Consider the following 24,708-nt stretch of genomic DNA (forward strand, 5'->3'; position numbering starts at 1 on the left):
TTCCCATTCGAGGGAGCCAGGGTGATTGGGCAAAAAATGTTAAGACCTATCTTGCCGGCATTGGCCATGCTGGCATTGTCGAACGCAGGAGCATTGGGCGCCGCGGAGCAGCGTGCGGCACCGATCGATACCGATATCCCGGTGGCTTTGCTGGTTGATATTTCCTCCGGACAGACGCTGTACACACGCGAAGCCGACCGGCGCTTCATGCCCGCTTCAGTCACCAAAGTGATGACGATTTACACGCTGTTCGACTTGCTCAATCGCGGCAAATTACGTCCGGATGGCGTCGTTGAAGTCAGCAAAAAAGACGCCGATGAATGGTCGGGCGAAGGATCATCGATGTTCTTGAAGGCCGGCGACCGGGTTACGGTTGAGCGATTGCTGATGGGCATAACAACCGTTTCCGCCAATGATGCCTCAGTGGTCATGGCCCATGAAGCAGCGGGGTCGATGAAAAACTGGATCGCGCTGATGAACAGCAAGGCCGCAGAGCTGGGCATGCGAAACAGCCATTTCGGTCTGCCAAATGGCTATCCGGATGAAGGCCGGACTTTCACCAGCGCAGATGATCTGGCCCTGCTGGCCAGTGCAATGATCGAGCGCTACCCGGATCTGTATCACCATTATTTCGGCCATCACGGTATGACCTATAATGGTATCACGCAGGCCAATCATGATCCGATAACCGGAGTGGTGCAGGGCGCTGATGGCATAAAAACCGGTTATACCCGTCAGGCAGGGTATAATTTCCTGGGCTCTGCCGAACGGAATGGCCGCAGGCTGGTGATGGTTCTGGCTGGCGCTCCATCTGCAGGCGAGCGCAATCGCAGCGCTCGCAATTTCATGAATTGGGGCTTCGATACGTTCGACAATCGGCTGCTCGTGCCCAAGGATTATGATCTCGGACGCGCGCTGGTCCAGAATGGTGCAGAAGACAGTGTAGCCCTCACGACCGCGCAGGACATCCGGGCCAGCCTGCCCAAAAATGATCGCGAGCGTATGAAGCTCAGCATTCGGTACCGCGGGCCGCTGGAAGCGCCGATCGCACAAGGGCAGGAAGTCGCGCAATTGCGTATCGAGATCGATGGTCAGAAACCGCATGATGTGCCAGTCGTGGCGGCTGAAAATGTTGCCAAGGCCAACATTCTGCAGCGCATTATAAATGGCGTGAACGGGTTCTTTTCATGAAGCGCGGCCGCTTCATTTCGCTGGAAGGTGGTGAGGGGGTAGGTAAATCTACCCAGGCCCGGCTTCTGGAAAGCGCTCTCGCAGAGCGCAATATCCCGGCGATCATCACGCGCGAGCCGGGTGGGACTTCAGGTGCGGAAGCTGTGCGATCACTGCTGCTCGATCCGGAAAACCCGGATTGGGGCTACCGCGCGGAGGCATTGCTCTTTGCCGCCGCCCGCGCCGATCATGTCGAACGCTGCATCCTCCCCGCGTTGCAATCCGGGCAATGGGTTATCTGTGATCGCTTTATCGACTCCACCCGTGCTTATCAGGGCGGTGACGCGGGGCTGAGTGACGCAGAAATCCTTGCGCTGCATGCTATTGGAAGCGGCGGTCTGCTGCCTGACCGAACCTTTCTTCTTGAAGTTCCGGCCGTTATTACTGCGCAGCGCCTTGCAAAACGTGATGGAACCCATGCGGACCGCATTGGAGGCAGAGACGCCACTTTTCACGAAAAGGTGGCGCGTATTTTTGGGCAGCTCGCCGAAGCTGAACCGCAGCGTTTCTGCCGCATTACAGCCGATAAAAGTCCTGAAGCAGTGCATCAGCAGATTTGGCAGGCACTCCAGACGATGCTTGCGGAACCCGATTGATGCTGTCGGGTCATGATACGGTGTGGCGGGAATGGCGGGCAGCTCTGGACAGTCCGCGGATGCATCACGCGTGGATGCTTGCTGGCAGGCGCGGCAGCGGGAAAATGACCTTTGCTCTGGAGGCAGCTCATGCGCTGATCGCGCAGGATGGTCAGGATCATCCTGCTCAGAACCATCCTGATATCCTCGTGCTCACCCATCTTCCTTCTAATTCCGATGAGGAAAAGAAGCGCGACGAAGGCAAACCCTATCAGACCAAGCGCAATATCAGCGTGGATCAGATCCGGCGGATGCAGCAGCGGCTGACCACACGGCCGACATTGGGCACGCGGCGCGCGATTATTATCGACCCGGCGGACGATATGGAAAAGGGCGCTTCGAACGCTTTGTTGAAGAGCCTGGAAGAGCCGCCTGCAGGCAGTTATTTCTTGCTGGTGACCCACCGGCCCGGCAAGTTGCTCCCGACAATCAGATCTCGCTGCCGATTGCTGCGTTTTCCGCAAATATCGGATTCAGAAATCGATGCAATTTTGCAGAAAAATGCACCGCAGGCTAATCCTGCAACCAGGCACGCGGCGATTGCCGCGGCGGGAGGCTCACCGGGCGCAGCGCTTGATTTCGTGGAAATGAACCTGGCGGAATTGCACCAGCTGATGGTGACCATTTTGCGAGAGGGCGATCGGGACTATTCGTTGCGCGGGCGGCTTGCTGGCGAGATGGGGGCGAGGCCGGATCGTTTGCGGCAAGCGGCGGCCATTGATCTGGCCCGTTCGGTTCTTGCAGGCGCCGTCGCAGAGGCGCCCAAGGCCGCGATGCCGGTCATGATTGATGCGCATTCCGACCTCAACCGGCTTGCCGCTCAGGCTCCGACCTATAATTTTGATGCTGGATTGCTGGTAATGGAAATCGGCACCTTGCTCGCATCGGCCGCTATGCCTAGGGACTAGGACATGGCTAAGCCCTTTTATATTACGACCGCGATTCATTATCCCAACGGCAAACCGCATATCGGTCATGCCTATGAAACGATTGCCGCCGATGTGCTGGCGCGTTTCCACAGGATGCAGGGCAGGGAGGTCCGGTTTCAGACCGGGACTGACGAACATGGCCTGAAAATGGCTCAGAAGGCCCGCGAGCTTAACATGACTCCGCGCGAACTTGCGGATCAAATGTCATCCTATTTCAAAGATTTATTTGATAATCTTGATATAAGTTATGACCGCTATATCCGTACCACGGAAGATGCGCATAACCACGCAAGCCAAGCCATATGGAAAGCGATGGAGGCGAATGATGATCTCTATCTCGACCGGTATGAAGGTTGGTACTCCATCCGCGATGAAGCCTATTATGATGAAAGCGAGCTGCTGGAAGGAGAGGGGGGCGAGAAGCTTTCTCCGCAAGGCACCCCGGTTGAATGGACGGTAGAGGAAAGCTGGTTCTTCCGTTTGTCCAAATATCAGGACAAATTGCTGCAATTATACAATGACAATCCCGATTTCATCCGCCCGGAAAGTCGCCGCAATGAGGTGATGCGCTTTGTCGAAGGCGGGCTGCGCGATCTGTCTGTCTCGCGAACCAGCTTCGACTGGGGCGTTAAGGTTCCGGGTTCTGAGAATCACGTGATGTATGTGTGGGTGGATGCGCTCACTAATTATCTCACGGGGCTGGGTTATCCCGATACGACGCCTGACTTCGAAAAATTCTGGCCAGCAGATGTGCATTTGATCGGCAAGGATATCATCCGTTTTCATACGGTTTACTGGCCTGCCTTCCTGATGAGTGCGAATATCGCTTTACCCAAGCAGGTGTTTGGCCACGGGTTTTTGCTGAACCGCGGCCAGAAGGAGTCAAAATCGCTCGGCAATGTGACCGATCCTAACGAGCTGGCTGAAAAGTTCGGCGTGGATGTGCTGCGCTATTTTCTCCTGCGTGAATTCGCCTTCGGTCAGGACGGCAGCTACTCTCCGCAAGCCATTGTCACACGCTCCAATGCGGAACTGGCGAACAGCTTCGGCAACCTCGCGCAGCGCGTGATGAGCTTTATTGCCAAGAATTGCCCTGATGGTTTTACAGCTGAAGCTGCGGCTCAGCCCGTGGATGGCGAATTGCTGGCAACTGTCCGCAAGGCATGCAGTGAGGAATTGCCGGAAGCATTCGAGCGCATGGCTTTTTCCGTAGGTCTGGAAGCATGGATGCGCGGTGTCTTCGCCTGCAATGCCTATGTTGATGAACAGGCACCCTGGGCCCTGCGGAAGACCGATCCTGAGCGGATGAAGCGGGTTTTGGCAACGCTTTGCGGCGCTATTCGTGATCTCGCAATTGCAATTTCGCCTGTTACACCAACGGCTTCCGGTAAGATCCTTGACGCGCTTTGTATCCCGGCTGATCAGCGCGACATGCAGGGTCTCGAATTGGATATCACCAATGGGCCGATCACGGTGGACAGCCCCAAGCCTGCTTTTCCGCGGCTCGAAATGCCGGAGGAAGAGGAGGGCGCCTGATGCTGATCGATAGCCATTGCCACTTGGAATATGAAGGCCTGGTGGAGGATCAGCAGGCCATTCTGGAGCGCGCACGCGCCGCAGGCGTTGACGCATTTCTGAATATTTCGACGCGCCAAAGCGAATGGGACCGCGTGGTCGCCACGGCGGAGCGTGAAAATGATGTCTGGGCCAGCGTCGGAATCCATCCGCATGAGGCCGATAGCCATGCGGATCTGGGGGAGGCGGCCTTGCGCGAAGCAACCCATCACCCCCGCGTCATTGCGATTGGCGAAACCGGGCTCGATTATTATTACGACAAGTCCGACCGGCAGGTGCAGCAAAAGCTGTTCCGCATGCATATCTCCGTGGCGCGCGAAACCGGCTTGCCCCTGATTATCCATACACGTGATGCCGAGGATGATACCGCTGAAATCCTGAGCGATGAAATGGAGAAGGGGGCTTTCCCGGCTCTGATCCATTGCTTCACAGCCTCGGCTGATTTTGGCCGCATTGTGCTCGACCTTGGCCTTACGATTTCTCTTTCCGGTATCGTGACGTTTAAAAACGCCAAGGATCTTCAGGAATTTGCACAGAAAATTCCTGAAGATCGGCTGTTGGTCGAGACTGATAGCCCGTTTCTTGCGCCGATACCGCATCGCGGGAAAAGCTGTGAGCCCGCCTATGTACGCGATACGGCCGAATTTGTTGCCGCTTTGCGTGAGGAAAGCGTGGAGCATTTAGGCCAGACCACCAGTCGCAATTTTGCAAAGCTGTTCGCGAAGGCTGGTCTGTGAGAATTGTGATACTTGGTTCGGGAACGTCTACCGGCGTACCCAGGATTGGAAATGACTGGGGCGCCTGTGATCCTTCTGAACCGCGCAATCGCCGTACACGCGTTGCGATTATGGTGGAAGGCAATGACGGCGCCCGTATCCTGGTCGATACGCCGCCAGATCTCCGGCAACAGCTGCTAACCAATGAAATTGATCGCATCGATGCGATTTTCTGGACCCATGACCATGCAGATCACACACATGGTATCGATGATCTGCGCGTGCTGCGTTATGGGCGCGGCGGTCCGCTGCAGGGGTTTGCGGCAGATGAAACCGCACGCCGGTTGAGGCAGCGCTTTGGCTATGTCTTTGCCGGCCAGCATGGTTATCCGACTATCGCGAAACTCGACACATTGGATAGATTGCGCATGGCGCTGGGGTTCGGTGTCGGGTTTTGTCAGATGCCGCATGGTCCCGCGCAAAGTACCGCATTCTGCTTCGATCAGGATGGAAAAACAGTAGGTTACGCCACAGATTTCAGTGAAATCACGGATGGCATGCTGGATCTGTTCGACGGCGTCGATTTGCTCATTTGTGACTGTTTACGGCGTGATCCGCATCCAACGCATGCGCATCTCGGGATGGCACTTGAGCTGGCCGAGAAGTGTGACGCCGGCCATATGGTGCTGACGCATCTGGATAAGAGCATGGATTACCGGACGCTATGCGATGAAGTTCCAGACAACGTAACCGTCGGCTACGACGGATTGGAGCTGATCCTATGAGCAGTTTCAACTGGGTGTCGATCGTGGCGCTGGTGGGATATCTGGTCCTGGCGTTGGCTGCCTTGCGTTCGCAGCACATCAGCCTTGGTAAAGCGGCGCGACTGGCGTTGATCTGGTTCGGCATTTTTCTGGTCGTGGCGATCATTTTTAACAATATCGGCTAGCCACCGCCCGTCCATCCCGTGTAATATTTAACATAATATATATTATCAGTTCGAATAAGAGCGAGATCGCAATGTCCCATCAGCTCACCCGCCTGCTTCAGATCATGGCGCGCTTACGTGATCCGGTGAATGGCTGTGAATGGGATGTCGCTCAGACTTTTGAGACAATTGCGCCCTATACAATTGAGGAAGCGTACGAAGTCGTCGATGCGATTGAGCGCTCTCATATGGATGATCTGCGCGACGAACTGGGCGATCTGCTGCTGCAAGTCGTATTCAATTCGCGTATCGCTGAAGAAGCCGGTTATTTTACTTTTCAGGATGTTGCCCAGGCAATTTCAGACAAGATGGAAGCCCGCCATCCACATATCTTTGCCGCCAATGATGATGACGCTCCGGGTGCCCAGAAATGGGAAGATCTCAAGCAGCAGGAACGCGAAGCTAAGGGCGAACGCAGCGCGATGGATGGTGTGGCATCAGCACTGCCTGCTTTGCTACGCGCAGAAAAGCTGCAGAAGCGTGCCGCACGTGCGGGTTTTGACTGGCCGGATGTTGATGGGCCAGCAGCGAAAGTTGCCGAAGAAGCAGCCGAACTGGCGGAAGCTGCCGATGGTCCTGACAAGCTAGAAGAAGCCGGTGACTTCATCTTTTCAGCCGTCAATCTGGTGCGCGCCTATGGCATAGCTCCCGAACAGGCGCTCCGCGCCGCAAATTCAAAGTTTGAACGCCGCTTCCGGGCGATGGAAGATATGGCAGACGGCCGGTTTGACACATTGACACTCGAGCAACAGGAAAACCTGTGGCAAGAGGTCAAGCGTCAAGAAAAGAGCGAACAGCCCTCCTCCTAAATGGTTTCAAACCGACCGTGCTCTTTCTCGGTCAGGCGAACACGCAGGGTGCGGAGCGGGCGGCCATCCTCCCCTTCCCCGGCTTCTTCTTCCTGCTTCACTTCGCCATGGGCGTGCAGCCATGCAATCCGCTGACCGTCACTTGCCGGCAACGTGATTTCATATTCCTCGGCATCTTCAGTGAGCCGCGCGCCCAGCTGTTCGGCAAGCAGCTGGACGCCGTCGCCCTGCATCGCTGAAATCGGCAGGATGTTCTCATCATGCTGCGCCAGAGCGAGCAGTTCTTCCCGCTGATCCTTGTCCAGTAGGTCGAGCTTGTTCCAGGCTTCCATGATCGGGATGGTCGACTGATCATCCTCTCCATCCATAACGCCCAGATCGCGCAGCACTTCCAGCACTTGCTGTTTCTGCATGGCATTGGCGGGATTGGCCATATCCCGCACGTGGAGGATGATGTCTGCCGCGGTCACTTCTTCAAGCGTTGCCCGGAATGCGGCGACCAATTGGGTCGGCAGATCCGAGATAAAGCCAACCGTGTCGGACAGGATAGCCTTTTCCACACCGGGCAGGCGGATGCCGCGCATGGTGGGATCTAGCGTCGCGAATAGCAGGTCTTCTGCCATCACGTCCGCCCCGGTCATACGGTTGAAAAGTGTTGATTTTCCGGCGTTTGTGTATCCCACTAGCGCAACGATCGGCCAAGGCGCCTTGCCGCGCCGTTCGCGGTGCAGCGCGCGGGTCTTGCGGACCTGCTCAAGTTCTCGGCGCAGCCTGCCCATCCGGCTGCGGATCATTCGCCGGTCGGCTTCTATCTGTGTTTCGCCGGGGCCACCCAGGAAGCCATAGCCACCACGTTGCCGCTCAAGGTGGGTCCAGCTGCGCACGAGGCGGCTCGCCTGATAATCAAGGTGGGCGAGCTCGACCTGCAACCGGCCTTCGGCTGTGTCAGCGCGTTCGCCAAAAATTTCCAGGATCAGACCAGTCCGGTCGATCACCTTCTTCTTCAGCCGGTCTTCCAGATTACGTTGCTGAATGGCCGAAAGCGCGCCATCCACGATCAGCAGCTCAGCGTCTTCCTGCGCGCATTGTATAGCAATGCGGTCGATCTGGCCTTCACCAAACAAGGTGCCGGGCCGGACATCCCGGATAGGCAGCACGAAGCTGTCCGCCACCACGATTCCAATCGCCATGGCAAGGCCGCAAGCTTCTTCAATACGTGCTTCAGGATCTTCACTGCGGCGTTGACCGCGAATATCCGGACACACGACGAGAGCACGCGCACCGCGCGTGACCTCGCCCTCTACATCTTCATTATCAAAACTCAGTCTTCGTCGCCTTCTTCATCAGCCCATTCGGTAGACAGATCTACATGCGTGGCAGGCTGAATTGTTGAAACTGCATGCTTATAGGCAAGCTGTACGAAGCCTTCTCGTTCCAGCAACATGCAGAAAAGATCGTAGGATGCGATACGGCCCTGCAGCATAACGCCATTCACCAGGAACATCGTGACCTGCACTTCGGCTTCACGCACCCGCGACAGGAAGATATCCTGCAACAGGCGTTGCTTCTTCTTTGCGTCGGCAGTCATCTCGAACTGGCCGGATTCCACCGGTTGGCCGGGCATGATCGTGGAGATTGCGTGCTTATAGACCAATTGCGATTGTCCGTCGCGGCGCAGCAAGATCGAGAAATTGTCGAACCAGGTGACAATTCCCTGTAATTTCACGCCTTTCACCAGAAACATGGTGACGGAAATCTTCTCTTTGCGAAGAAAGTTGAGAAATACGTCTTGCAGATTACCGGGCTTGGCCGGTGTTTTTGCGGCAACAGGTGCGGGCTTTGAAACAGCGCGAGCGGATAGCGTACCCTTGGCCATAAACTGACTCCTTTTCTTTTCTTGGCGGTCGCTTGTGCGCCGCATTCTGGCCGTCGCTTGTGACACCAAGCTGACGACCGGGGTGATCAATTGGGTGCATACTAATGCCGGTGGCGGGATTCACGCAATGGCTTTCGTTTCACCTGATAAGATTTCAGTCAGCTTCCCTTTTCATCCGAATTATTGCGTTCGCCCATGCCCAGCAGCTTGAGCTTACGATGCAAGGCGGAGCGTTCCATGCCGATGAAGCCGGCCGTCTTGGAAATGTTGCCAGAAAAGCGTCTGATCTGAACGCGCAGATATTCGCGCTCAAAGCTCTCACGCGCCTCGCGCAGGGGGACGCCCATCAGCGCAGAAACGCCGGACGAGGCATCGGAGGCCCCACCCGTGACTTCTTCGGGCAGCATATCGGGCTCGATTTTCGAGAGCCTGTCGCGCGGCGCGAGGATGACGGTGCGTTCCACGACGTTGCGCAATTGGCGCACGTTGCCTGGCCAGTCATAGGCCTGCAACGCGGCCATTGCCTCTGGCGTAATTCCGGGCGCCGAGGAGCCCTGCTCGCTTGCATAACGGGTGAAGAAGTGATCCGCGAGCGCCGGGATGTCATCACGCCGGTCAGCCAGCGAGGGGACCGCTACCGGGACCACATTCAGGCGATAGAACAGATCTTCACGAAATCGTTGTTCTTCAATCTCATTTTCGAGATTCCTCGAGGACGAAGACACAACACGAACGTCGACGCCAATCTGGCGGTTGCCCCCTGCCCTTACAAAGCTCTGATCGGTCAAAACGCGTAAAATGCGCGCCTGTGTGCTCAGGGGCATGTCCGCTACTTCGTCGAGATAGAGCGTGCCGCCATCGGCCATTTCCAACAGGCCCGGGCGCAGCAATTTGCCGTCGATTTCCTCGCCAAACAGCTCCTGCTCGAAGCGTTCAGGCGTTATCCGCGCGGAGTTCACGCTGACAAAAGCTTTATCGGCCCGGTTGCTCCATGAATGGAGGAGACGGGCGGCAACTTCCTTACCCGCACCGGCCGGGCCTGAGATCAATACGCGGCTGCCGGTTGCTGCCACCCGTTTGAGAGTGGCGCGGACCTGATTGATCGCCGGCGAATTGCCGTTAAATTCTTCATTCGCGGTGACACCTTCACGCAGCTGCGCATTTTCGCGCCGCAAACGCTCAGTTTCCGTGGCCCTTTCCACCAGCAACAGCAATCTGTCGGCTTCAAAGGGCTTTTCAATAAAGTCCATCGCCCCGCGGCTGACGGCGGAAACTGCCGTATCGATGCTGCCATGGCCGGAAAATATGATGACCGGTAATTGCGGTTCGCGGCTCTTGATAGCGTCGAGAACCTCGAGCCCGTCCATCTCACTGCCATGCAGCCAGACATCGAGCAAGACGAGGCTGGGACGGCGCTCATCAATCATGGCAAGTGCGCTCGTGCTGTCGCCAGCGGTGCGACATTCATAGCCTTCATCAGAAAGAACCCCGGCAACCAGTTCCCGGATATCCCTTTCGTCATCTACTATCAGGACGTCCAGCGCCATGCGCGATCCTCCTTCTTCATATTTCGGCCATGTCATTGGCCATATCGCTGCCGACCGGATCGCAGGCGAAACGCATGATCACGCGCGCACCGCCGCTTTCCACCGGCACAAAACTCATTTCACCGCCATGTTCTTCAACGATCTTGTTCACGATGGCGAGCCCCAGACCGGTGCCCTTTTCGCGGGTGGTCACATAGGGTTCCACAATTCTCTCACCATCCTGCGGCAAGCCTACCCCATTATCAGTTATCGCGACGGTCAGCATATCATTGGACCGTTCAACATGAACGGCGACTTGCCCCCGGAAGTCGATGTCATCCTGTTTCGCGCGGCTTTCCACCGCCTCTGATGCGTTTTTGAGAACATTCATCATGGCCTGGCCGAATTGATGCCGGTCACACAGCACAAGGCCGATATCGCCGTCTGCCTCGAAGCGGAAATTGATAGCTGGGCGGGCAACTTCCTGCAGGAATATCGCTTGCCGGACCAGATCGACCGGATCTTCCTGCCGGAAAACGGGTTTTGGCAGCCGCGCGAATGATGAAAATTCATCGACCATTTTGCGCAGGTCACCCACCTGCCGAATGATGGTGCTGGTCAGTTCTTCAAACAGCTCGCCATCCTGCACTATCTGTTTGCGGTAGCGGCGCATCAAACGCTCTGTGGCGAGCTGAATGGGTGTGAGCGGGTTCTTGATTTCATGGGCAATACGGCGGGCGACATCGGACCACGCGGCTTGCCTTTGGTTGAGCAATTGCCGGGTGATGTCTTCAAATGTGATAACCTGTCCATTGCTCGCCGGCGACAGCTTCACGGCGAGAGTCAGCAATTCACCATTGCGATTATACTGCACAATACCGTGACTGCGTCCGCTGGCCGTAAGTGCGGCCAGTTCGGGGGCAATATCATCAAGCTGACAGCCTATGGGATCTGCGCCGTTTTCAGCATTCAGGACCGCCTTAGCACTGCTATTGATCAGTGTAATTCGCCCCTGCGGGTCCACGGAAAGAATGCCGGCAGTGATCGATTCCAGAACAGCTTCGATGAAGGCGCGGCGTTCATCCAATTGATGGTTGGCCCCCACCAAAGCCTTGGTCTGCTGTTCAATTTGCGCCGTCATGCGGTTGAATGCACGATTGAGCAGCCCGATTTCGTCGTGCCCCGTACGTCCTTCGATCCGCAGCGCGTAATTGCCGCTCCCAACCTTGCGGGCAGCCCCGACCAATCGGGTCAAAGGACGGACCTGTCGATCGGCGAACCGCAAGGCGAACCAAACGGCCAGCCCGACCAGCGCAATTGAGGCCACAAACAAGGCGAGGTTGAAGCGCAATTGCAGCGTGGTGGCGCGCTGTGTCATCACATCATAGGCGGCCAGAACACTGCGCGCGCGCTGCCATTGGCTGAGCGCCAAAGTATCGGCAATCCGGGCATTGTAGAGATAAATTCCCGCATCCTGATCAATGGCCGTGACCGCTTCGATCCGCTCAGGCCCTGCCTTGACGACGACAGTCTGACCTTCCTGCAGTTGCTGGATTGTTTCGCGCGTAACGCGCTGCCCCTCTCCATTATCATCAGGATCGACAATAGCGACAACGCGCAATTCATCATTCCCATTGAGCTGCAGAATGGCGCTTTCATCAAGATTACGTCCAACGACCTGAAGCGAATAGCCTTCGGCGAAATCCGGGCTCGCAAGGCTTCCTTGCTGCAGATAAAAACGCAAATCGCCGGCCATCGTGACCGTTTCATTGCCTACGTCCCGCTGATTTTCCTCATAATAACCGCGGGCGAGCCGATTGGCATTTTCCAGAATGCCGCGGGAACTGTCGGAAAACCAGAATTCCACACCGGACTGAAACAGGAAACTGGCAAATACGGCCACGAGCAATGTCGGGATGGCGGCAACCAGCGAGAAGAAGAAGACAAGCCGGATATGGAGGCGCGCGGTGGTTCCCCCGGCGCGTTTGATAGCTATGCGGCGCCCCAGAAAGACGACGATCGCCAGTGCCGGTATCAGCGTGCCGACCAACATCGCCGCAGCCTGTCCGGATGGGAGTAACTGCCCCGCCTGTGGCTGGGCTGAAAATGACAGATAAGAGATGCTGATCATCACCAGCAGCAGGGCTGCCGAGGCAATTTCCAACAGCAAGAAGAGATTTGCGCGCCGAGATGCAACAAGCGCCCGGCGCCACCACCGGGGTGTTCGCCGCGACGTGTTCAACGAGTGCATGTCGTCATCCTCGCTCATAGTTGCACTGATACAACAATCCTGTTGCTATTTTGCAAGATGTTTCTTCTGGCCGGTGTTTCTTAATCGCGCCGGGCGAAGCGATCCGGGTCGATTTCAAGCTCGCCGATCCTCTTACGAAGCGTATTCCGATTTATGCCCAGCATTTGCGCAGCCTTCAATTGATTGCCTTCGGTTTCGGCCAGGGCCTGTTCAAATAGCGGTTTTTCAAATGCTGCCAGCGCCGTGTGATAAAGCGTGCCGGCTGCCGGTTGATTGTTGCTGCGCCAGAATTTTATCGCCTGTGCAAAGTCGGGGGCGCCTGTGTCGCTTGAGGGAGAGATATGCGCTTCCTCGAGCAGTGAAAACACCGTTTCAGCATCAATCTCATCTTCGCGGGCGAGCAGAGCCAAGCGATACATGAAATTGCGCAATTCGCGGACATTCCCGCGCCAGCTTTGACGCGCCAATGCTTTGGCCGCTTCGTCCCCCAATTGCCGCTGAGGCAAGCCCTCGCGTTCGGCCTGATGCAGGAAATGCTGTGCCAAAGGCGCAATATCATCGGCTCTGTCGCGCAATGGCGGCAGCATAATGGGCACGACATTGAGGCGGTAGAACAAATCTTCCCGAAATTTTCCGTCCGCGATCATGGGGGCAAGATCGCGATTGGTGGCCGCGATGATCCGCACATTTATCTCGGTTTCTTCATTGCCGCCTACCCGCCGGATACGGCCAGATTGCAACGCGCGCAGCAGCCGCGTTTGCGCTTCGGCCGGCATATCCCCGATCTCGTCCAGGAATAACGTGCCGCCGTCAGCCTGTTCGAATTTACCGATGTTTCGCGCCGTAGCCCCTGTAAACGCACCTTTTTCATGACCGAATAATTCGCTTTCGATCAGCTCTTTCGGGATCGCTGCGGTGTTGACGGCAATGAAGGGGCCTTCTTTTCGATGGCCGAGCTGGTGGATCGCCTCGGCCACAAGTTCCTTGCCGGTGCCGGATTCCCCAAGAATGAGCACGGTCAGATCATTGCGCAAAACGCGCGTGATCATGCGGTATACATCCTGCATCGCCTGACTGCGGCCGATCAGTGGCAGATCGTCCCCTTGCTGCTGGGTCTCTGCGCGGGGTTGATGGCGGGTGTCTGCCGCCTGCTTGGCGACGCGCACCAATTCATCAAGGTCGAATGGCTTGGGAAAATACTCAAATGCATCAGTGTCGGTCGCACGCACTGCGGTATCGAGCGTGTTCTGAGCAGACAGGATAACAATTGGCAGGTCGGGCCGCACAGCGCGCACGCTCGGGAGGGATTCGATACCGTCACCGTCGAGCAGCAAGACGTCAGTCAGCATAACGTCGTAGCAATTATTGCTGAGCAGATGGTCGCGCCCGGCAATGGAATCGCATTTGTCGACGGTAAAGCCTTCGTCCTCCAGCCCCGCCTCGATCACCGTGGCGATTGAGCTGTCATCCTCAACCAGAAGGGCGCGTCGTCCCATGCTAATTCCCCTATTTAACCATCGGCAAGTGAATGCGGAAATGCGTCCAGCCATGCACCTCATCACGTTCATGCGTGATACGGCCATTCATGTCGCGAACCAGCTTATTGACCAGCGCCAGCCCCAGCCCCTGACCGTTCTTCTTGCTCGTGACGAATGGTTCAAAAATATGATCGCGCAAATCGCGGGGGACGCCCGGTCCATTGTCACTCACCCGTATTTCAATCGGCAAGCGGATGGGCCTTCCCAAACGCATCACATTCAGAACAAATCCACTGACGAAACGCGTGCCCAATGTGACTTCAGGATGTTCGCCATCCTTGCAGGCATCACGCGCGTTGCAAATCAGGTTGATCAGCACCTGCACCAAGGAATCCTGATTGGCCAGCACGGGTGGAAGCGAAGGATCAAATTCCTCGGTCAGTCTGACATTTTCGAGGCCAGCTGCCTCCACCAATTCGCGCGCGCGGTGCAGAACCTGGTGCAGGTTGCAGGGGGCAACCGGCTCAGGCTTCTCGCGCCCCAGTCGCTGCATGCGGTCAACCAGCTTCGCAATCCGGTCCACTTCCTCGGCGATAAGCTTCGCCATCGGCTTATCCTTGTCCGGCAGTTTGCGAGAAATCAGCTGGGCGGCACCGCGAATGGCGGAAAGCGGATTCTTGATTTCATGGGCGAGAATGGCTGGCGCGCGCAGCGGCAGATCCTCTGTGTCGCGCAGCGAGTCACTGCTCCCGGTGTCGTGCATGGAAAGTAACTGCCAGCCCGGAAATCCGGTCACTGGCGACAGCACGAAATCAATTTGTCTGAGGGCAGAATCGTGAAAGCTGGTGGCCACGCCATGCGCCGCAATTTGTGCATCGCCCTGTGCGAGGAGGCCAGCCAGTCGTTCCGATTCAAAGCGGACGATCGCTCCAAGCCCCCGCCCCTCCATCCGGCGCGCACTCAGCCCGATCAACTGTTCCGCTGCGGGGTTGGCACGCAGAATCGTAAGATCCGGCCGTAGCACCAGCACCGCAATGCCCAGACTGTTGAACAGTGCAGGCGTTTGCGGAACACTTCCCGCGCTATCGCTCACGCGGCCCGGCGATGCAAAAACGGTTCGTAGAAACGCTCTATTTCGCCAAGGACATTTTGCGGATCGTCGATGAAATTGGCGCGATTGCGGAACTCGGCTGAGCCGGACATCCCCTTGCTATACCAACCGAGATGCTTGCGGGCGATCTTGACGCCCACCTCGGGGCCATAATGTTCAAGCATCGCATTATAATGCTCCACCAGAACCTTGTATTGTTCATCAAAGCTGGGGCTTTCGCGCCTTTCGCCGGTACGCAACCAGTGCATGATCTGCCCCAGCAGCCAGGGCTTGCCATAGGCGCCCCGGCCGACCATCACGCCATCCGCGCCGCTTTGCTCCAGCGCGTTGGCGGTATCTTCAATCCCGCAGATATCGCCATTTACGATCACCGGAATGGAAACGGCATCCTTCACCTTGCGAACAAAGCTCCAATCGGCGGACCCCTTATACATCTGATTGCGCGTGCGACCGTGAACGGTGATCATCTTGACCCCCAGGTCCTCGGCTATTCTTGCAAGTTCGGGCGCATTCAGACTGGCATGGTCCCAGCCCATCCGCATCTTCACCGTAACCGGCACCGAAACTGCCTTAACCGTCGCTTCCATCAGTTTTGTGGCGAGCGGAACCTCGCGCATCAGGGCCGATCCGGCGAAGCCGTTCGTTACCTTGCGAACCGGACAGCCGAAATTGATATCGATAATGGCCGCGCCGCGGTCTGCATTTAGTTTTGCCGCTTCGCTCATCGATTCAGGATCACAACCGACCAGCTGCATCGACACCGGCTCTTCAATGGCGTCCCACGCGGCCTTTTGCAGAGATTGCCGCGTTTCGCGGATCATCGCCTGGCTCGCGATCATTTCGGTCACATTCAAGCCCGAGCCATATCGGCGGACGAGAGTGCGAAACGGCATATCGGTGACGCCGGTCATGGGCGCGAGCAGTACCGGGCAGTCGATACGCACGGGGCCGATATCAATTGGCGCAAGCGCTGGCGGTGTGGGAAGCTGGGTCATGATCATATAGTGCCTAAATTATAGGCACGCGCATAGTGGATTGCGGCATAAGCTTCAAGCGGGTAGCCGCTGGCGAATGACTGAGCCAAAAACCCCATTGCCTGGCTTTGCCGCTATTATTGTCGCGGCAGGCAAAGGTCTGCGTGCCGGACATGCCCTGCCCAAGCAGTTTGTCGAGTGGCGCGGCAAGCCGGTTTTGCGTCATTCTGCCGAATCTTTGCGAGATGCCGGGGCGTCTCCTCTGATTGTTGTCATACCTGCGGGAGCTCAGGATGTCGCAGCGCAGGCGCTTGATGGTTTGTCGGACATCGAGTTCATCATTGGCGGAGCAACAAGGCAGGAATCGGTATTCGCTGCATTGAACTATCTCTCTAACCGATCCTGTGACCGGGTTCTCATTCACGACGCCGCCCGGCCCATTTTGCCGCATGCTGTTGTTCAGCGGCTGATGGCGGCGCTGGAAACGGATGCCGGGGCAATTCCCGTCCTTCCTGTAGTGGATAGTCTGGCGCAGGCCGAGGGCCACCGGATGGTGGGCACTGCACAGCGTGATAAATTGAAGCGCGTACAAACACCGCAGGCTTTCCGTTTTACCGACATCTATAACGCTCATCAAGCATGGGACGGGGCAGCTGATGCCGGAGATGACGCGCAAATATTGCATGCTGCCGGCGGTTTGGTAGCGCTGGTGGAAGGCGACGAAGCGTTGAAGAAACTGACTTTTGCGGAGGATTTCATGCCGGCAAGAATGCCCATACGCATCGGGTCGGGCTTTGACGTGCATCGGTTGGTCGACCAGGAAGAGCTCTGGCTTGGTGGTATCAAAATTGAGCATCATCAGGGATTGTCAGGCCATAGCGATGCCGATGTCGTGCTGCATGCGGTGGTCGATGCCATTTTGGGCGGTGTTGCCAAGGGCGATATCGGTCAGCATTTTCCGCCCAGCGATCCGCGATGGAAAGGCGCCCGCTCAAGTCAGTTCGTGGAGCATGCCGTATCTCTGGCAGCAGAAGCAGGATACCGTGTCGGCAATATGGATGTGACGATTATGTGCGAAGCGCCGAAAATCGGCCCGCATCGCGATGCGATGCGCGAGAAACTTGCAGAGCTCACGAGCGTTGATGTGTCGATGGTGAGTGTAAAAGCCACCACGACTGAGCGCCTCGGTTTTACTGGCCGAGGTGAAGGTATCGCGGCGCAGGCCGTCGTCACTCTTACCGAAGTTTAACGGAGCAGACATCGCATGAAGCGTAAGCCTTTTATCCAGGGCGCGGTTTTAGCCCTTGCCGCGTTTGGCCTGCCCCTGAATGCATGGGCGTCAGAGCGCCCCGCCAGCTGCATGACTGAGGACGAGCTTGCCTCGGTTATGCTCTATGCAGCGCCTACGCTCATCCGTGGTGCCCGCAAGGGATGTGCCCCCTTTGTTGGAGCGGAGAGCTATTTGGAACAGCATGGGGAAGAAACGGCAGCGAGATTCTACGCCTATCGCGGAGAAAGCTGGCCGGCAGCCCGTGCGGCCATGTTTCGGGTGATGTCACAGGATCCACGCACCAGAGGTCTGGCGACGGTGATGGAACAGATGCCGGAGGAAACACTGCGTTCGGCAGCGGATACGCTCTATTCGGAAAAACTGGCTGAAGATGCCGATGCAGCAATCTGCGACAAGGTAACGCGCGGACTTGAATTGACCTCGTCACTCGAACCGCGCAAAGCAGCGCGCCTGGCTGCATTCCTCTTCGTGACCTTTCGCGTTGAGGATTTAGGAATTTGCGCAATGGAGACCGAATAATGGACAGCCTTCTGCCGCAGGATATCGTGGACCTCGCCCGGCGCGTTGTCGAAGAAAACATGGCCGCAGGACGCAAGGTCAGCCTTGCTGAAAGCTGCACAGGCGGATTGGTCGCCGCAGCGCTGACAGAAATTTCAGGCTCATCCTCCGTCCTTGATCGCGGTTTCGTGACCTATTCCAACGAAGCCAAGCAAGCGGAGCTTGGTGTCGCGAGCGACATTATCGAAACATTCGGCGCCGTGTCGGTGGCCTGTGTCTACGCGATGGCAAAGGGTGCGCTTGAGCGGAGTGACAGCGACGTTGCCGTGGCCATCAGCGGCATTGCCGGTCCCGATGGTGGGACCGAGCAGAAGCCCGTGGGCACGGTCGTATTTGCTCGCGCCCGCCGCGATAGCGACGAGCCCGAAGCAGAACTAAAGCGATTTGACGAGCACAGCCGTGCGGGCGTCCGCCATCAGGCGACGCTGTGCGCGCTCGAGCTGCTATTGCCGTAAAGCTGCTCTGCCCGCTCTTCAAAAGCGGTGACCATCTTGCGAAAAGCCCGGTCAAAATACTGACCGGCCAGCGCTTCAAACATCCGGCTCTTGAATGCGAAATCGACACAAAAATCGATTTCGCAGCCGCCGTCCTCAAGCTGGCGAAAATCCCAGCTATTATCGAGGTCCCGCAGCGGGCCATCGACGTAATGGACCAATATCCGGTTGGGCCGTTCCTTGGTGACGCTTGACGTGAACTTCTCACGCAATGCCTTGAAGCCAACCAGCATGTCGGCCTCCATCGCAGTTTCGCTTTCCGAACGCACACGGGTGGCAACCACCCATGGCAGAAATTCCGGATAACGATCGACATCGGCGACAAGGTCGAACATCTGCTGCGCGCTATAGGGCAGCCGGCGCGTTTCCTGAATGCCCGGCATCAGCCCTGTCGTGCCTTCTTCTGCGCTTCTTTGGCGAGCTTGGCTTCACGCGCGGCGCGCATTTCGTTAAAATCATCGCCTGCGTGATAGCTTGAACGCGTCAGTGGGCTGGAGGCGACCTGAAGGAAGCCCTTGGCCCGCGCAATCGCGGCATAGGCGTTGAAGGCTTTCGGGGTGATATATTCTTCCACTGCCGCATGCTTCGGCGTGGGCTGCAGATATTGGCCCAGCGTCAGGAAATCGACCTGTGCAGAGCGCATATCATCCATCACCTGATGCACTTCCAGTCGCCCTTCCCCGAGACCCATCATCATTCCGGATTTCGTGAAGATCATGGGATCGTGGTTTTTGACTTCTTCAAGCAAACGCAGCGAGGCATAAAAACGTGCGCCTGGCCGAATGGTCGGATAAAGCCGTGGTACAGTTTCCAGATTGTGATTGAACACATCGGGCCCAGCAGCGCAGATCGCCTCGATCGCCGGGCGCATCTTACCCCGGAAATCAGGCGTCAGAATTTCAATGGTCGTGTCGGGGGTGTTGCGACGCAGGGCCTCAATCACCTTGACGAATTGGCCTGCTCCGCCATCGGGCAGATCATCGCGGTCAACCGATGTAATGACGATGTGCTCTAGTCCCATCTTCGCTGCGGCGGTCGCAACATGCTCCGGCTCCAGCGGATCGACGATGCGCGGCATCCCGGTTTTCACATTGCAGAAAGCGCATGCGCGTGTGCACACATCACCCAGAATCATCACGGTGGCATGTTTCTTGGTCCAGCACTCGCCAATATTCGGACAGGCTGCCTCTTCACATACGGTGTTGAGATTGAGGTCACGCATCAGCTGGCGCGTTTCGTGATAGCCCTCGGTAACGGGAGCTTTAACACGGATCCAGTCTGGTTTGCGCTGGCGTTCGGGGCGCGGTGCGGAAGAAAGGTCGTTCATACCTGCCCACTTAGGCAACCCTCTTGCCAGTGGCAATGGCAAGAGGCATTGGAATCTCCATGACTCAAAGTTCAAGCGCAGAATTAGACGAAATGATGGCCGGCTATCACCGGTTTCGCGACAAAAACTGGCATCCTCAGCGTGAACGCTGGAGATCTTTGCGCGACGGGCAAAGCCCCCGGGTGATGATCGTCGCCTGTTCGGATAGCCGAGTCGATCCCTCACAGATCTTCGATGTGGACCCGGGTGAGATTTTCGTGGTGCGCAATGTGGCCGCTATGGTGCCGCCCTTTGAGACCACGCCTGGCCATCACGGGGTTTCTGCTGCCCTTGAATTTGCCGTCCAGGTTCTAAAGGTCAAGGAAGTCTGGGTCATGGGGCACGGCATGTGCGGCGGTTGCAAAGTCGCACTGACACAGGAATTGCGTGGGACAGAGCCCGGCCGGGGCGGATTTATTGCCGATTGGATTGAACTGCTCGACGATGCGCGCGATGCCGTGGCACAGGAATTCGGTACGGAAACACGCGAAGCCGAAATCGCTATGGAAAAGGCCGGTGTGCAGGTCAGCTTGGCCAATTTGCGGACCTTCCCCTGTGTGCAGGAAAAGGAAAAACGCGGCACACTTACCTTGCGCGGCGCATTCTTTGCCATCTCCGACGGGGTGCTGAATTTGCTGGATGAAGAGACCGGGGAATTTACACCAGCGCCCGATATGGCGTGAGCGACTAAGCGATCAATCCAGCATTTTCTTGTCAGCCCGCCAAGTGGCTGCAACAAGGTAGCAATGTCTGATGAAATGCTGAAAAATATCGCTCTTTTGATTGATGCCGACAACGCATCCCATCACGGAATAGACCCGGTTCTGACCGTGTTGGCAGAATTGGGTCAGGTGAATATCCGCCGCGCCTATGGCAATTGGGCGAAGCCTGCCCTCGCCAATTGGAACAAGATCACCCATCGCTATGGCTTGCAGCCGCAGCAGCAATTCGATCTGACCAAAGGCAAGAACGCCACCGATATGGCAATGACGATCGACGCAGTCGATTTGCTTTATGCCGGCAAGGTCGATGGCTTTGGCATCATGAGTTCTGACAGTGATTTTACGCCGCTGGTGACACGGCTGCGGCAGGATGGCCTGACGGTCTACGGTTTTGGTAATGACAAGGCGCCAGAAGCCTTCAAAACGGCCTGCACCAGATTCATCGATGTTGCGCAGTTGATAAACACGGCATCCCGCGAGGAAACGCATAAACCCGAAGACGCGATTGACCGTGACCTGATTACCCTGCTGGGTGACGCCTGGAAAGCGGCGACGCGCGATGATGACGATTTCGCCCGATTACAGGAAGTGGGCCAGATCGCCGGTAACAGATCCAGTTTTGATGTTCGAAATCATGGATTTAAGCGCCTTTCCGATCTGGTGCACTCGGCGAATGAGAATTTCAAGCTGGAGCGGCGCAAGGATGGCCAACTATATGTGAAGCGCCTGCGTTAAGCGGGCACGAATTGTCCTTTTATCCGTTGGGCCGCAAACAACAGGGACAAATCAATGGTCGATAAATCCGAAAAATTCCGCTGGCTTATCCGTCTGGGATTTGCGGCCAGGGGCCTCGTTTATGTACTCTTGGGCTATCTCGCCCTCTCGACGCGCGGTAGTGAAGGCGCGAAGGGCGTGTTCGATTATTTACAGGAGGTGCCGCTGGGCACGCCGATCCTGTATCTCGCGGCGCTGGGCCTGATTAGTTACGCCTTATATCGCTTCTGCTCTCCTCTGTTCGATATTGAGAATTATGGCAGCGACAAAAAAGGTATCGCCCATCGCATAGGTCACGCCGCTTCCGGATTGGCCCATGTCGTGCTGGCTTACACAGCTTTTCAGTTTGCACAGGGGACAAAGCAATCGGCATCCGGCGATGGCGGCACCGCTACGGAAGCAGCCGGCACGGTTCTCTCCGTCAGCTTCGGCTCATTCGTACTCGGCATTGTTGGTGTTGGCTTCCTGATCGCTGGTATCATGCAGGCCAAAAAGGGGATCACGGGTGATTTTATGCGCCGTGTTTCAGGCCAGGCGCCTTCCTTCATCCGCTATTTTGGACATGCGGGATATCTGGCGCGCGGTATCGTCTTTGTCGTTATTGGCTGGGCAGTCGTTCGCTCTGCATGGCTCGCCAGCACATCACAGATCAAAACTCTGGGTGAAGCGATCTCATCGCTTAGCGACAATGGCATGTTGTATACGGCCGTTGCTGCAGGCCTGCTGCTGTTCGGAATTTTCAGCCTATTCCTCGCCAGATATCGGATCGTGCCGGATCTGGGTCCCCAAGGACTGAAGCCGTCCTTCCGCAGCTGAATTATTGAGTTCCGTTTGGAAACGGGCACAATAAGGGCCGTGTTTTTCACCGATATCGGCGGAAAACGCGGCCCTTTGTATTTCGATCAGTGCAATCCGGCCTTGCTTTCAACGGCGGTGCATCAGGCCCCGCATTGGGCAAGACCGGTGCCGTCAAACACGACCCGGCCATATTCGTCGCGCACCACGACATGACCTTCATAATCAGTCTTTGCTTCTGATCCGAGTGCTTCGTCGCCTTCGCCTTCGATCTGAAGCTGCACGGAATATGCGCGGCCGTCGTATTTCGACCACGAACCCGCGGGCAATTGCTGCGCACCGGGATCTGTGGCGAACTGCGTCATCGTGCCGTCGATCTTCATATAAGCGATTTCCGACATTGCGATTACGCGTGTGCCAAGGCTCGTCCCCGGCGCATAATTGCAAGCCTCGCCAGCAATACCGTGTTTTTCAAGATCGGGATACAGAATGGCATCGGGAACAATCGGCTGCAGCGGTGGCTCGCTGTTCTGAACCTCCTTGACCATCGCAATATCGCGGGCATCCCTTGCCGCCTTTTCCGCCGGGCTGAGATCTTCTCCGCAAGCTGAAAGTAGCAATAAGCCGACACCGCCTGTCAGCGCAACAAATCGCATCAATGCCTCCCGAAGAGCTTTTCCACGTCATCCATGGATAGTTTTACCCAAGTCGGGCGGCCATGATTACATTGCCCTGAACGAGGGGTGTTTTCCATTTCCCTCAGCAAGGCGTTCATTTCCGCCACATTCAGTTTCCGTCCCGCCCTGACGGAGCCATGACAGGCCATAGTCGCCAGAATATACTCGATTTTTTCGCTCAGCAACAAAGATTGACCATGCTTGGCGAGATCATCCGCCAGATCCTGCAACAAGGCCTGCGGCTCCGCTTTTTTTAAGGAACCCGGCAGAGCGCGGACCAGCATGGCTGACGGCCCGAAGCGTTCGATCATCAACCCGAGATCGGCAAATTTATCAATCTGTTCCTCAAGCCGGTCACAATCCACTTCTTCCAGCTCGACAACCTCGGGGATCAGCAAAGCCTGTGATGCAGCGACCTTTTCAGTCGCACCGCCAGCGCGCAGCCGCTCCAATGTCAGCCGTTCATGCGCGGCATGCTGATCCACCAGAACCAGACCGTCAGCGGCCTCTGCCACGATATAGGTTTGCGCCACCTGCCCGCGCGCAATTCCCAGCGGGTAACGCTCTGCATCCTCGGGCACATCTTCGGCCACTTCCGCCCTACCCTGCGGCATGGCCAGATCGCTGCCCGATTGAGCGACCAGCCCCGCGCCCGAAAATGCCGATGTGCTCTCACGCAGCAGGGAAGAGCCTGGTCTAGCGGACGGGTTTGACCAGTCGCGCCCGGTAAACATGGAATGGAGCGCTGCGGAGGGTTCTGCAGCAGACGGCTGCTCTGCATCGCCCAGGCTCGGCTCGCTTTGCCAGCGCGACATCGCCCCATGGTCGGGCGACTGAGCACTGCGCCGATCGCCCGTAGCCAGTGCTTCACGCAGCGCCGTCACGATAAACCCGCGCACGCCCGCACTATCGCGGAAGCGAACTTCGGTTTTCGCCGGGTGCACGTTCACGTCAACATCCTCAGGCGGAATATCCAGAAACAGCGCCAACACAGCATGGCGATCCCGCGCCAGCATATCGGCATAGGCGCCCCGCACAGCGCCAGTTAGCAAGCGATCCTTCACCGGACGGCCATTGACGAAGAGATATTGATGATCCGCAACGCCGCGATTGAATGTGGGAAGGCCTGCCACGCCGCGCAGCGTCATTTCACCGCGGGCCATTTCCAGCACCACACTGTTATCGGCCAGATCACGTGTGACGATCTGAGCGACACGGTTTTCCAGCGCCTGCCCGGCTTGCAGACCGAATATGCGCCGCCCACCATGTTCCAGAGTTATGGCTATATCGGGCCGGGCCATCGCCAGACGGCGCACCACATCAAGACAGGCCGCATATTCACTACGCGCGGTGCGAAGGAATTTGCGGCGCGCCGGCACTTTGGCGAAAAGGTTCTCCATCCGCACCCTTGTGCCGGGCGGCAAGGCAGCGGGCCCTTCCTCCATCAGCGTTCCGTGATCGACTACGCGGCACCAACCCTGCTCAGCCCCCTGAACGCGGCTTTCGATTGTCAGCTTGGCGACGCTGGCAATTGAGGGCAAGGCTTCCCCACGAAAGCCCAAGGTTGTGACTTGTTCGATCGCTTCATCAGGAAGTTTGGAAGTCGCATGCCGCTCCAGCGCCAGCGACATTTCCTCGGGCGACATGCCGCATCCATCATCTGTCACCTCAATCCGGTTCAGGCCGCCTTCGACAATAGAAACGGCAATTCGCTTCGCACCAGAATCGATTGCATTTTCAATCAGCTCCTTCAGTGCGGAGGAAGGCCTTTCGACCACTTCCCCGGCAGCAATTCGATTGACAAGATCATCTGGAAGGCGCCGAATTTGGTTCATAAAAGCAAGGCTAGCGGTGAATTGCGAGCATTTCGAGGCAGGCGGTGTAAAACTCCCCTGATTTTAACACAAATTTTTGGCGTTTGGTCGCGCCATAG

At 56.9% G+C, this 24,708-nt stretch carries 25 protein-coding genes; 14 read left to right on the forward strand and 11 right to left on the reverse strand.

Annotated features, from left to right (window positions below; translation table 11 throughout):
* The first annotated feature begins 36 nt into the window (after nt 1-36).
* From GRI91_RS01940 to mazG, 8 genes are all read left to right on the forward strand, one after another.
* Entirely contained in the window at nt 37-1,191 is a 1,155-nt protein-coding gene (locus tag GRI91_RS01940) for a D-alanyl-D-alanine carboxypeptidase family protein (protein WP_160734942.1), read from the forward strand.
* Nucleotides 1,188-1,826, forward strand: coding sequence for a dTMP kinase (gene tmk / locus GRI91_RS01945; protein ID WP_160734943.1), 639 nt, complete (start codon nt 1,188-1,190; stop codon nt 1,824-1,826). Before GRI91_RS01940 ends, tmk begins: the two co-directional genes overlap by 4 nt.
* Nucleotides 1,826-2,773, forward strand: coding sequence for a DNA polymerase III subunit delta' (locus tag GRI91_RS01950; RefSeq protein WP_160734944.1), 948 nt, complete (start codon nt 1,826-1,828; stop codon nt 2,771-2,773). The genes tmk and GRI91_RS01950 overlap by 1 nt, the downstream gene beginning before the upstream one ends.
* A gap of 3 nt (nt 2,774-2,776) precedes the next feature.
* On the forward strand, nt 2,777-4,330 hold the full coding sequence (metG, locus tag GRI91_RS01955; RefSeq protein ID WP_160734945.1) for a methionine--tRNA ligase: 1,554 nt from the start codon (nt 2,777-2,779) through the stop codon (nt 4,328-4,330).
* Entirely contained in the window at nt 4,330-5,106 is a 777-nt protein-coding gene (locus GRI91_RS01960) for a TatD family hydrolase (RefSeq protein ID WP_160734946.1), read from the forward strand. Before metG ends, GRI91_RS01960 begins: the two co-directional genes overlap by 1 nt.
* Nucleotides 5,103-5,870 carry an MBL fold metallo-hydrolase gene (locus tag GRI91_RS01965; protein WP_160734947.1) on the forward strand — a complete coding sequence of 256 codons (768 nt, stop codon included), beginning with the start codon at nt 5,103-5,105 and terminating at the stop codon, nt 5,868-5,870. Before GRI91_RS01960 ends, GRI91_RS01965 begins: the two co-directional genes overlap by 4 nt.
* Complete coding sequence (locus GRI91_RS15825) at nt 5,867-6,034, forward strand: hypothetical protein (protein ID WP_202385396.1); 168 nt, start codon at nt 5,867-5,869, stop codon at nt 6,032-6,034. The genes GRI91_RS01965 and GRI91_RS15825 overlap by 4 nt, the downstream gene beginning before the upstream one ends.
* Before the next feature lie 71 nt (nt 6,035-6,105).
* Entirely contained in the window at nt 6,106-6,882 is a 777-nt protein-coding gene (gene mazG, locus GRI91_RS01970) for a nucleoside triphosphate pyrophosphohydrolase (protein ID WP_160734948.1), read from the forward strand.
* Here the strand turns inward: mazG and hflX are convergent.
* The 7 genes from hflX to dusB form a co-directional block, all read right to left on the reverse strand.
* On the reverse strand, nt 6,879-8,207 hold the full coding sequence (gene hflX, locus GRI91_RS01975) for a GTPase HflX (protein WP_160735334.1): 1,329 nt from the start codon (nt 8,205-8,207) through the stop codon (nt 6,879-6,881). The two genes, mazG and hflX, sit on opposite strands and share 4 nt — an antisense overlap.
* The gene (gene hfq / locus GRI91_RS01980; RefSeq protein WP_160734949.1) at nt 8,204-8,758 is read right to left on the reverse strand and encodes an RNA chaperone Hfq; all 555 of its coding nucleotides are present in this window, start codon (nt 8,756-8,758) and stop codon (nt 8,204-8,206) included. Before hfq ends, hflX begins: the two co-directional genes overlap by 4 nt.
* A 158-nt stretch (nt 8,759-8,916) precedes the next feature.
* Nucleotides 8,917-10,305, reverse strand: coding sequence for a nitrogen assimilation response regulator NtrX (gene ntrX, locus GRI91_RS01985; protein ID WP_160734950.1), 1,389 nt, complete (start codon nt 10,303-10,305; stop codon nt 8,917-8,919).
* Nucleotides 10,306-10,321: 16 nt separating this feature from the next.
* A complete protein-coding gene (locus tag GRI91_RS01990) occupies nt 10,322-12,535 on the reverse strand; it encodes a sensor histidine kinase (protein WP_160735335.1) in 2,214 nt (737 codons plus the stop codon).
* Between the two features lie 80 nt (nt 12,536-12,615).
* A complete protein-coding gene (locus GRI91_RS01995; protein ID WP_160734951.1) occupies nt 12,616-14,031 on the reverse strand; it encodes a sigma 54-interacting transcriptional regulator in 1,416 nt (471 codons plus the stop codon).
* 10 nt (nt 14,032-14,041) lie between these two features.
* Nucleotides 14,042-15,106 carry a two-component system sensor histidine kinase NtrB gene (locus GRI91_RS02000; RefSeq protein ID WP_337190300.1) on the reverse strand — a complete coding sequence of 355 codons (1,065 nt, stop codon included), beginning with the start codon at nt 15,104-15,106 and terminating at the stop codon, nt 14,042-14,044.
* Complete coding sequence (gene dusB, locus GRI91_RS02005) at nt 15,103-16,119, reverse strand: tRNA dihydrouridine synthase DusB (protein ID WP_160734952.1); 1,017 nt, start codon at nt 16,117-16,119, stop codon at nt 15,103-15,105. The genes GRI91_RS02000 and dusB overlap by 4 nt, the downstream gene beginning before the upstream one ends.
* 76 nt (nt 16,120-16,195) lie before the next feature.
* On the opposite strand from dusB, the gene GRI91_RS02010 reads away from it, so the two are divergent.
* The 3 genes from GRI91_RS02010 to GRI91_RS02020 are packed head-to-tail and all read left to right on the forward strand — an operon-like array spanning nt 16,196 to nt 18,402.
* On the forward strand, nt 16,196-17,347 hold the full coding sequence (locus GRI91_RS02010) for a bifunctional 2-C-methyl-D-erythritol 4-phosphate cytidylyltransferase/2-C-methyl-D-erythritol 2,4-cyclodiphosphate synthase (protein WP_160734953.1): 1,152 nt from the start codon (nt 16,196-16,198) through the stop codon (nt 17,345-17,347).
* A 15-nt stretch (nt 17,348-17,362) separates the two neighbouring features.
* On the forward strand, nt 17,363-17,908 hold the full coding sequence (locus GRI91_RS02015) for a hypothetical protein (protein WP_160734954.1): 546 nt from the start codon (nt 17,363-17,365) through the stop codon (nt 17,906-17,908).
* The gene (locus GRI91_RS02020; RefSeq protein WP_160734955.1) at nt 17,908-18,402 is read left to right on the forward strand and encodes a CinA family protein; all 495 of its coding nucleotides are present in this window, start codon (nt 17,908-17,910) and stop codon (nt 18,400-18,402) included. Before GRI91_RS02015 ends, GRI91_RS02020 begins: the two co-directional genes overlap by 1 nt.
* On the opposite strand, the gene GRI91_RS02025 is transcribed toward GRI91_RS02020, so the two are convergent.
* Nucleotides 18,363-18,824: a type II toxin-antitoxin system RatA family toxin gene (locus GRI91_RS02025; protein WP_160734956.1), complete on the reverse strand. Its 462-nt coding sequence runs from the start codon at nt 18,822-18,824 to the stop codon at nt 18,363-18,365. The genes GRI91_RS02020 and GRI91_RS02025 overlap by 40 nt on opposite strands.
* A complete protein-coding gene (gene lipA, locus GRI91_RS02030) occupies nt 18,824-19,768 on the reverse strand; it encodes a lipoyl synthase (RefSeq protein ID WP_160734957.1) in 945 nt (314 codons plus the stop codon). Before lipA ends, GRI91_RS02025 begins: the two co-directional genes overlap by 1 nt.
* A gap of 59 nt (nt 19,769-19,827) precedes the next feature.
* Between lipA and GRI91_RS02035 the strand changes: the two genes are divergently transcribed.
* The 3 genes from GRI91_RS02035 to GRI91_RS02045 all read left to right on the forward strand — a co-directional run bounded on the left by GRI91_RS02035 (nt 19,828) and on the right by GRI91_RS02045 (nt 22,119).
* Nucleotides 19,828-20,490 (forward strand): carbonic anhydrase, encoded by a 663-nt coding sequence (locus tag GRI91_RS02035; protein WP_160734958.1) that lies wholly within the window; start codon nt 19,828-19,830, stop codon nt 20,488-20,490.
* 63 nt (nt 20,491-20,553) lie between these two features.
* On the forward strand, nt 20,554-21,264 hold the full coding sequence (locus GRI91_RS02040) for an NYN domain-containing protein (RefSeq protein ID WP_160734959.1): 711 nt from the start codon (nt 20,554-20,556) through the stop codon (nt 21,262-21,264).
* A gap of 54 nt (nt 21,265-21,318) precedes the next feature.
* A complete protein-coding gene (locus tag GRI91_RS02045) occupies nt 21,319-22,119 on the forward strand; it encodes a DUF1206 domain-containing protein (RefSeq protein WP_160734960.1) in 801 nt (266 codons plus the stop codon).
* Nucleotides 22,120-22,241: 122 nt separating this feature from the next.
* On the opposite strand, the gene GRI91_RS02050 is transcribed toward GRI91_RS02045, so the two are convergent.
* Nucleotides 22,242-22,754 (reverse strand): hypothetical protein, encoded by a 513-nt coding sequence (locus GRI91_RS02050; RefSeq protein ID WP_160734961.1) that lies wholly within the window; start codon nt 22,752-22,754, stop codon nt 22,242-22,244.
* Nucleotides 22,754-24,610: a DNA mismatch repair endonuclease MutL gene (gene mutL, locus GRI91_RS02055; protein ID WP_160734962.1), complete on the reverse strand. Its 1,857-nt coding sequence runs from the start codon at nt 24,608-24,610 to the stop codon at nt 22,754-22,756. The genes GRI91_RS02050 and mutL overlap by 1 nt, the downstream gene beginning before the upstream one ends.
* Between the last annotated feature and the right edge of the window lie 98 nt (nt 24,611-24,708).

Origin of the sequence: Altericroceibacterium endophyticum (genome assembly GCF_009827595.1) — a bacterium.
GTDB classification, from domain to species: Bacteria; Pseudomonadota; Alphaproteobacteria; order Sphingomonadales; family Sphingomonadaceae; genus Altericroceibacterium; species Altericroceibacterium endophyticum.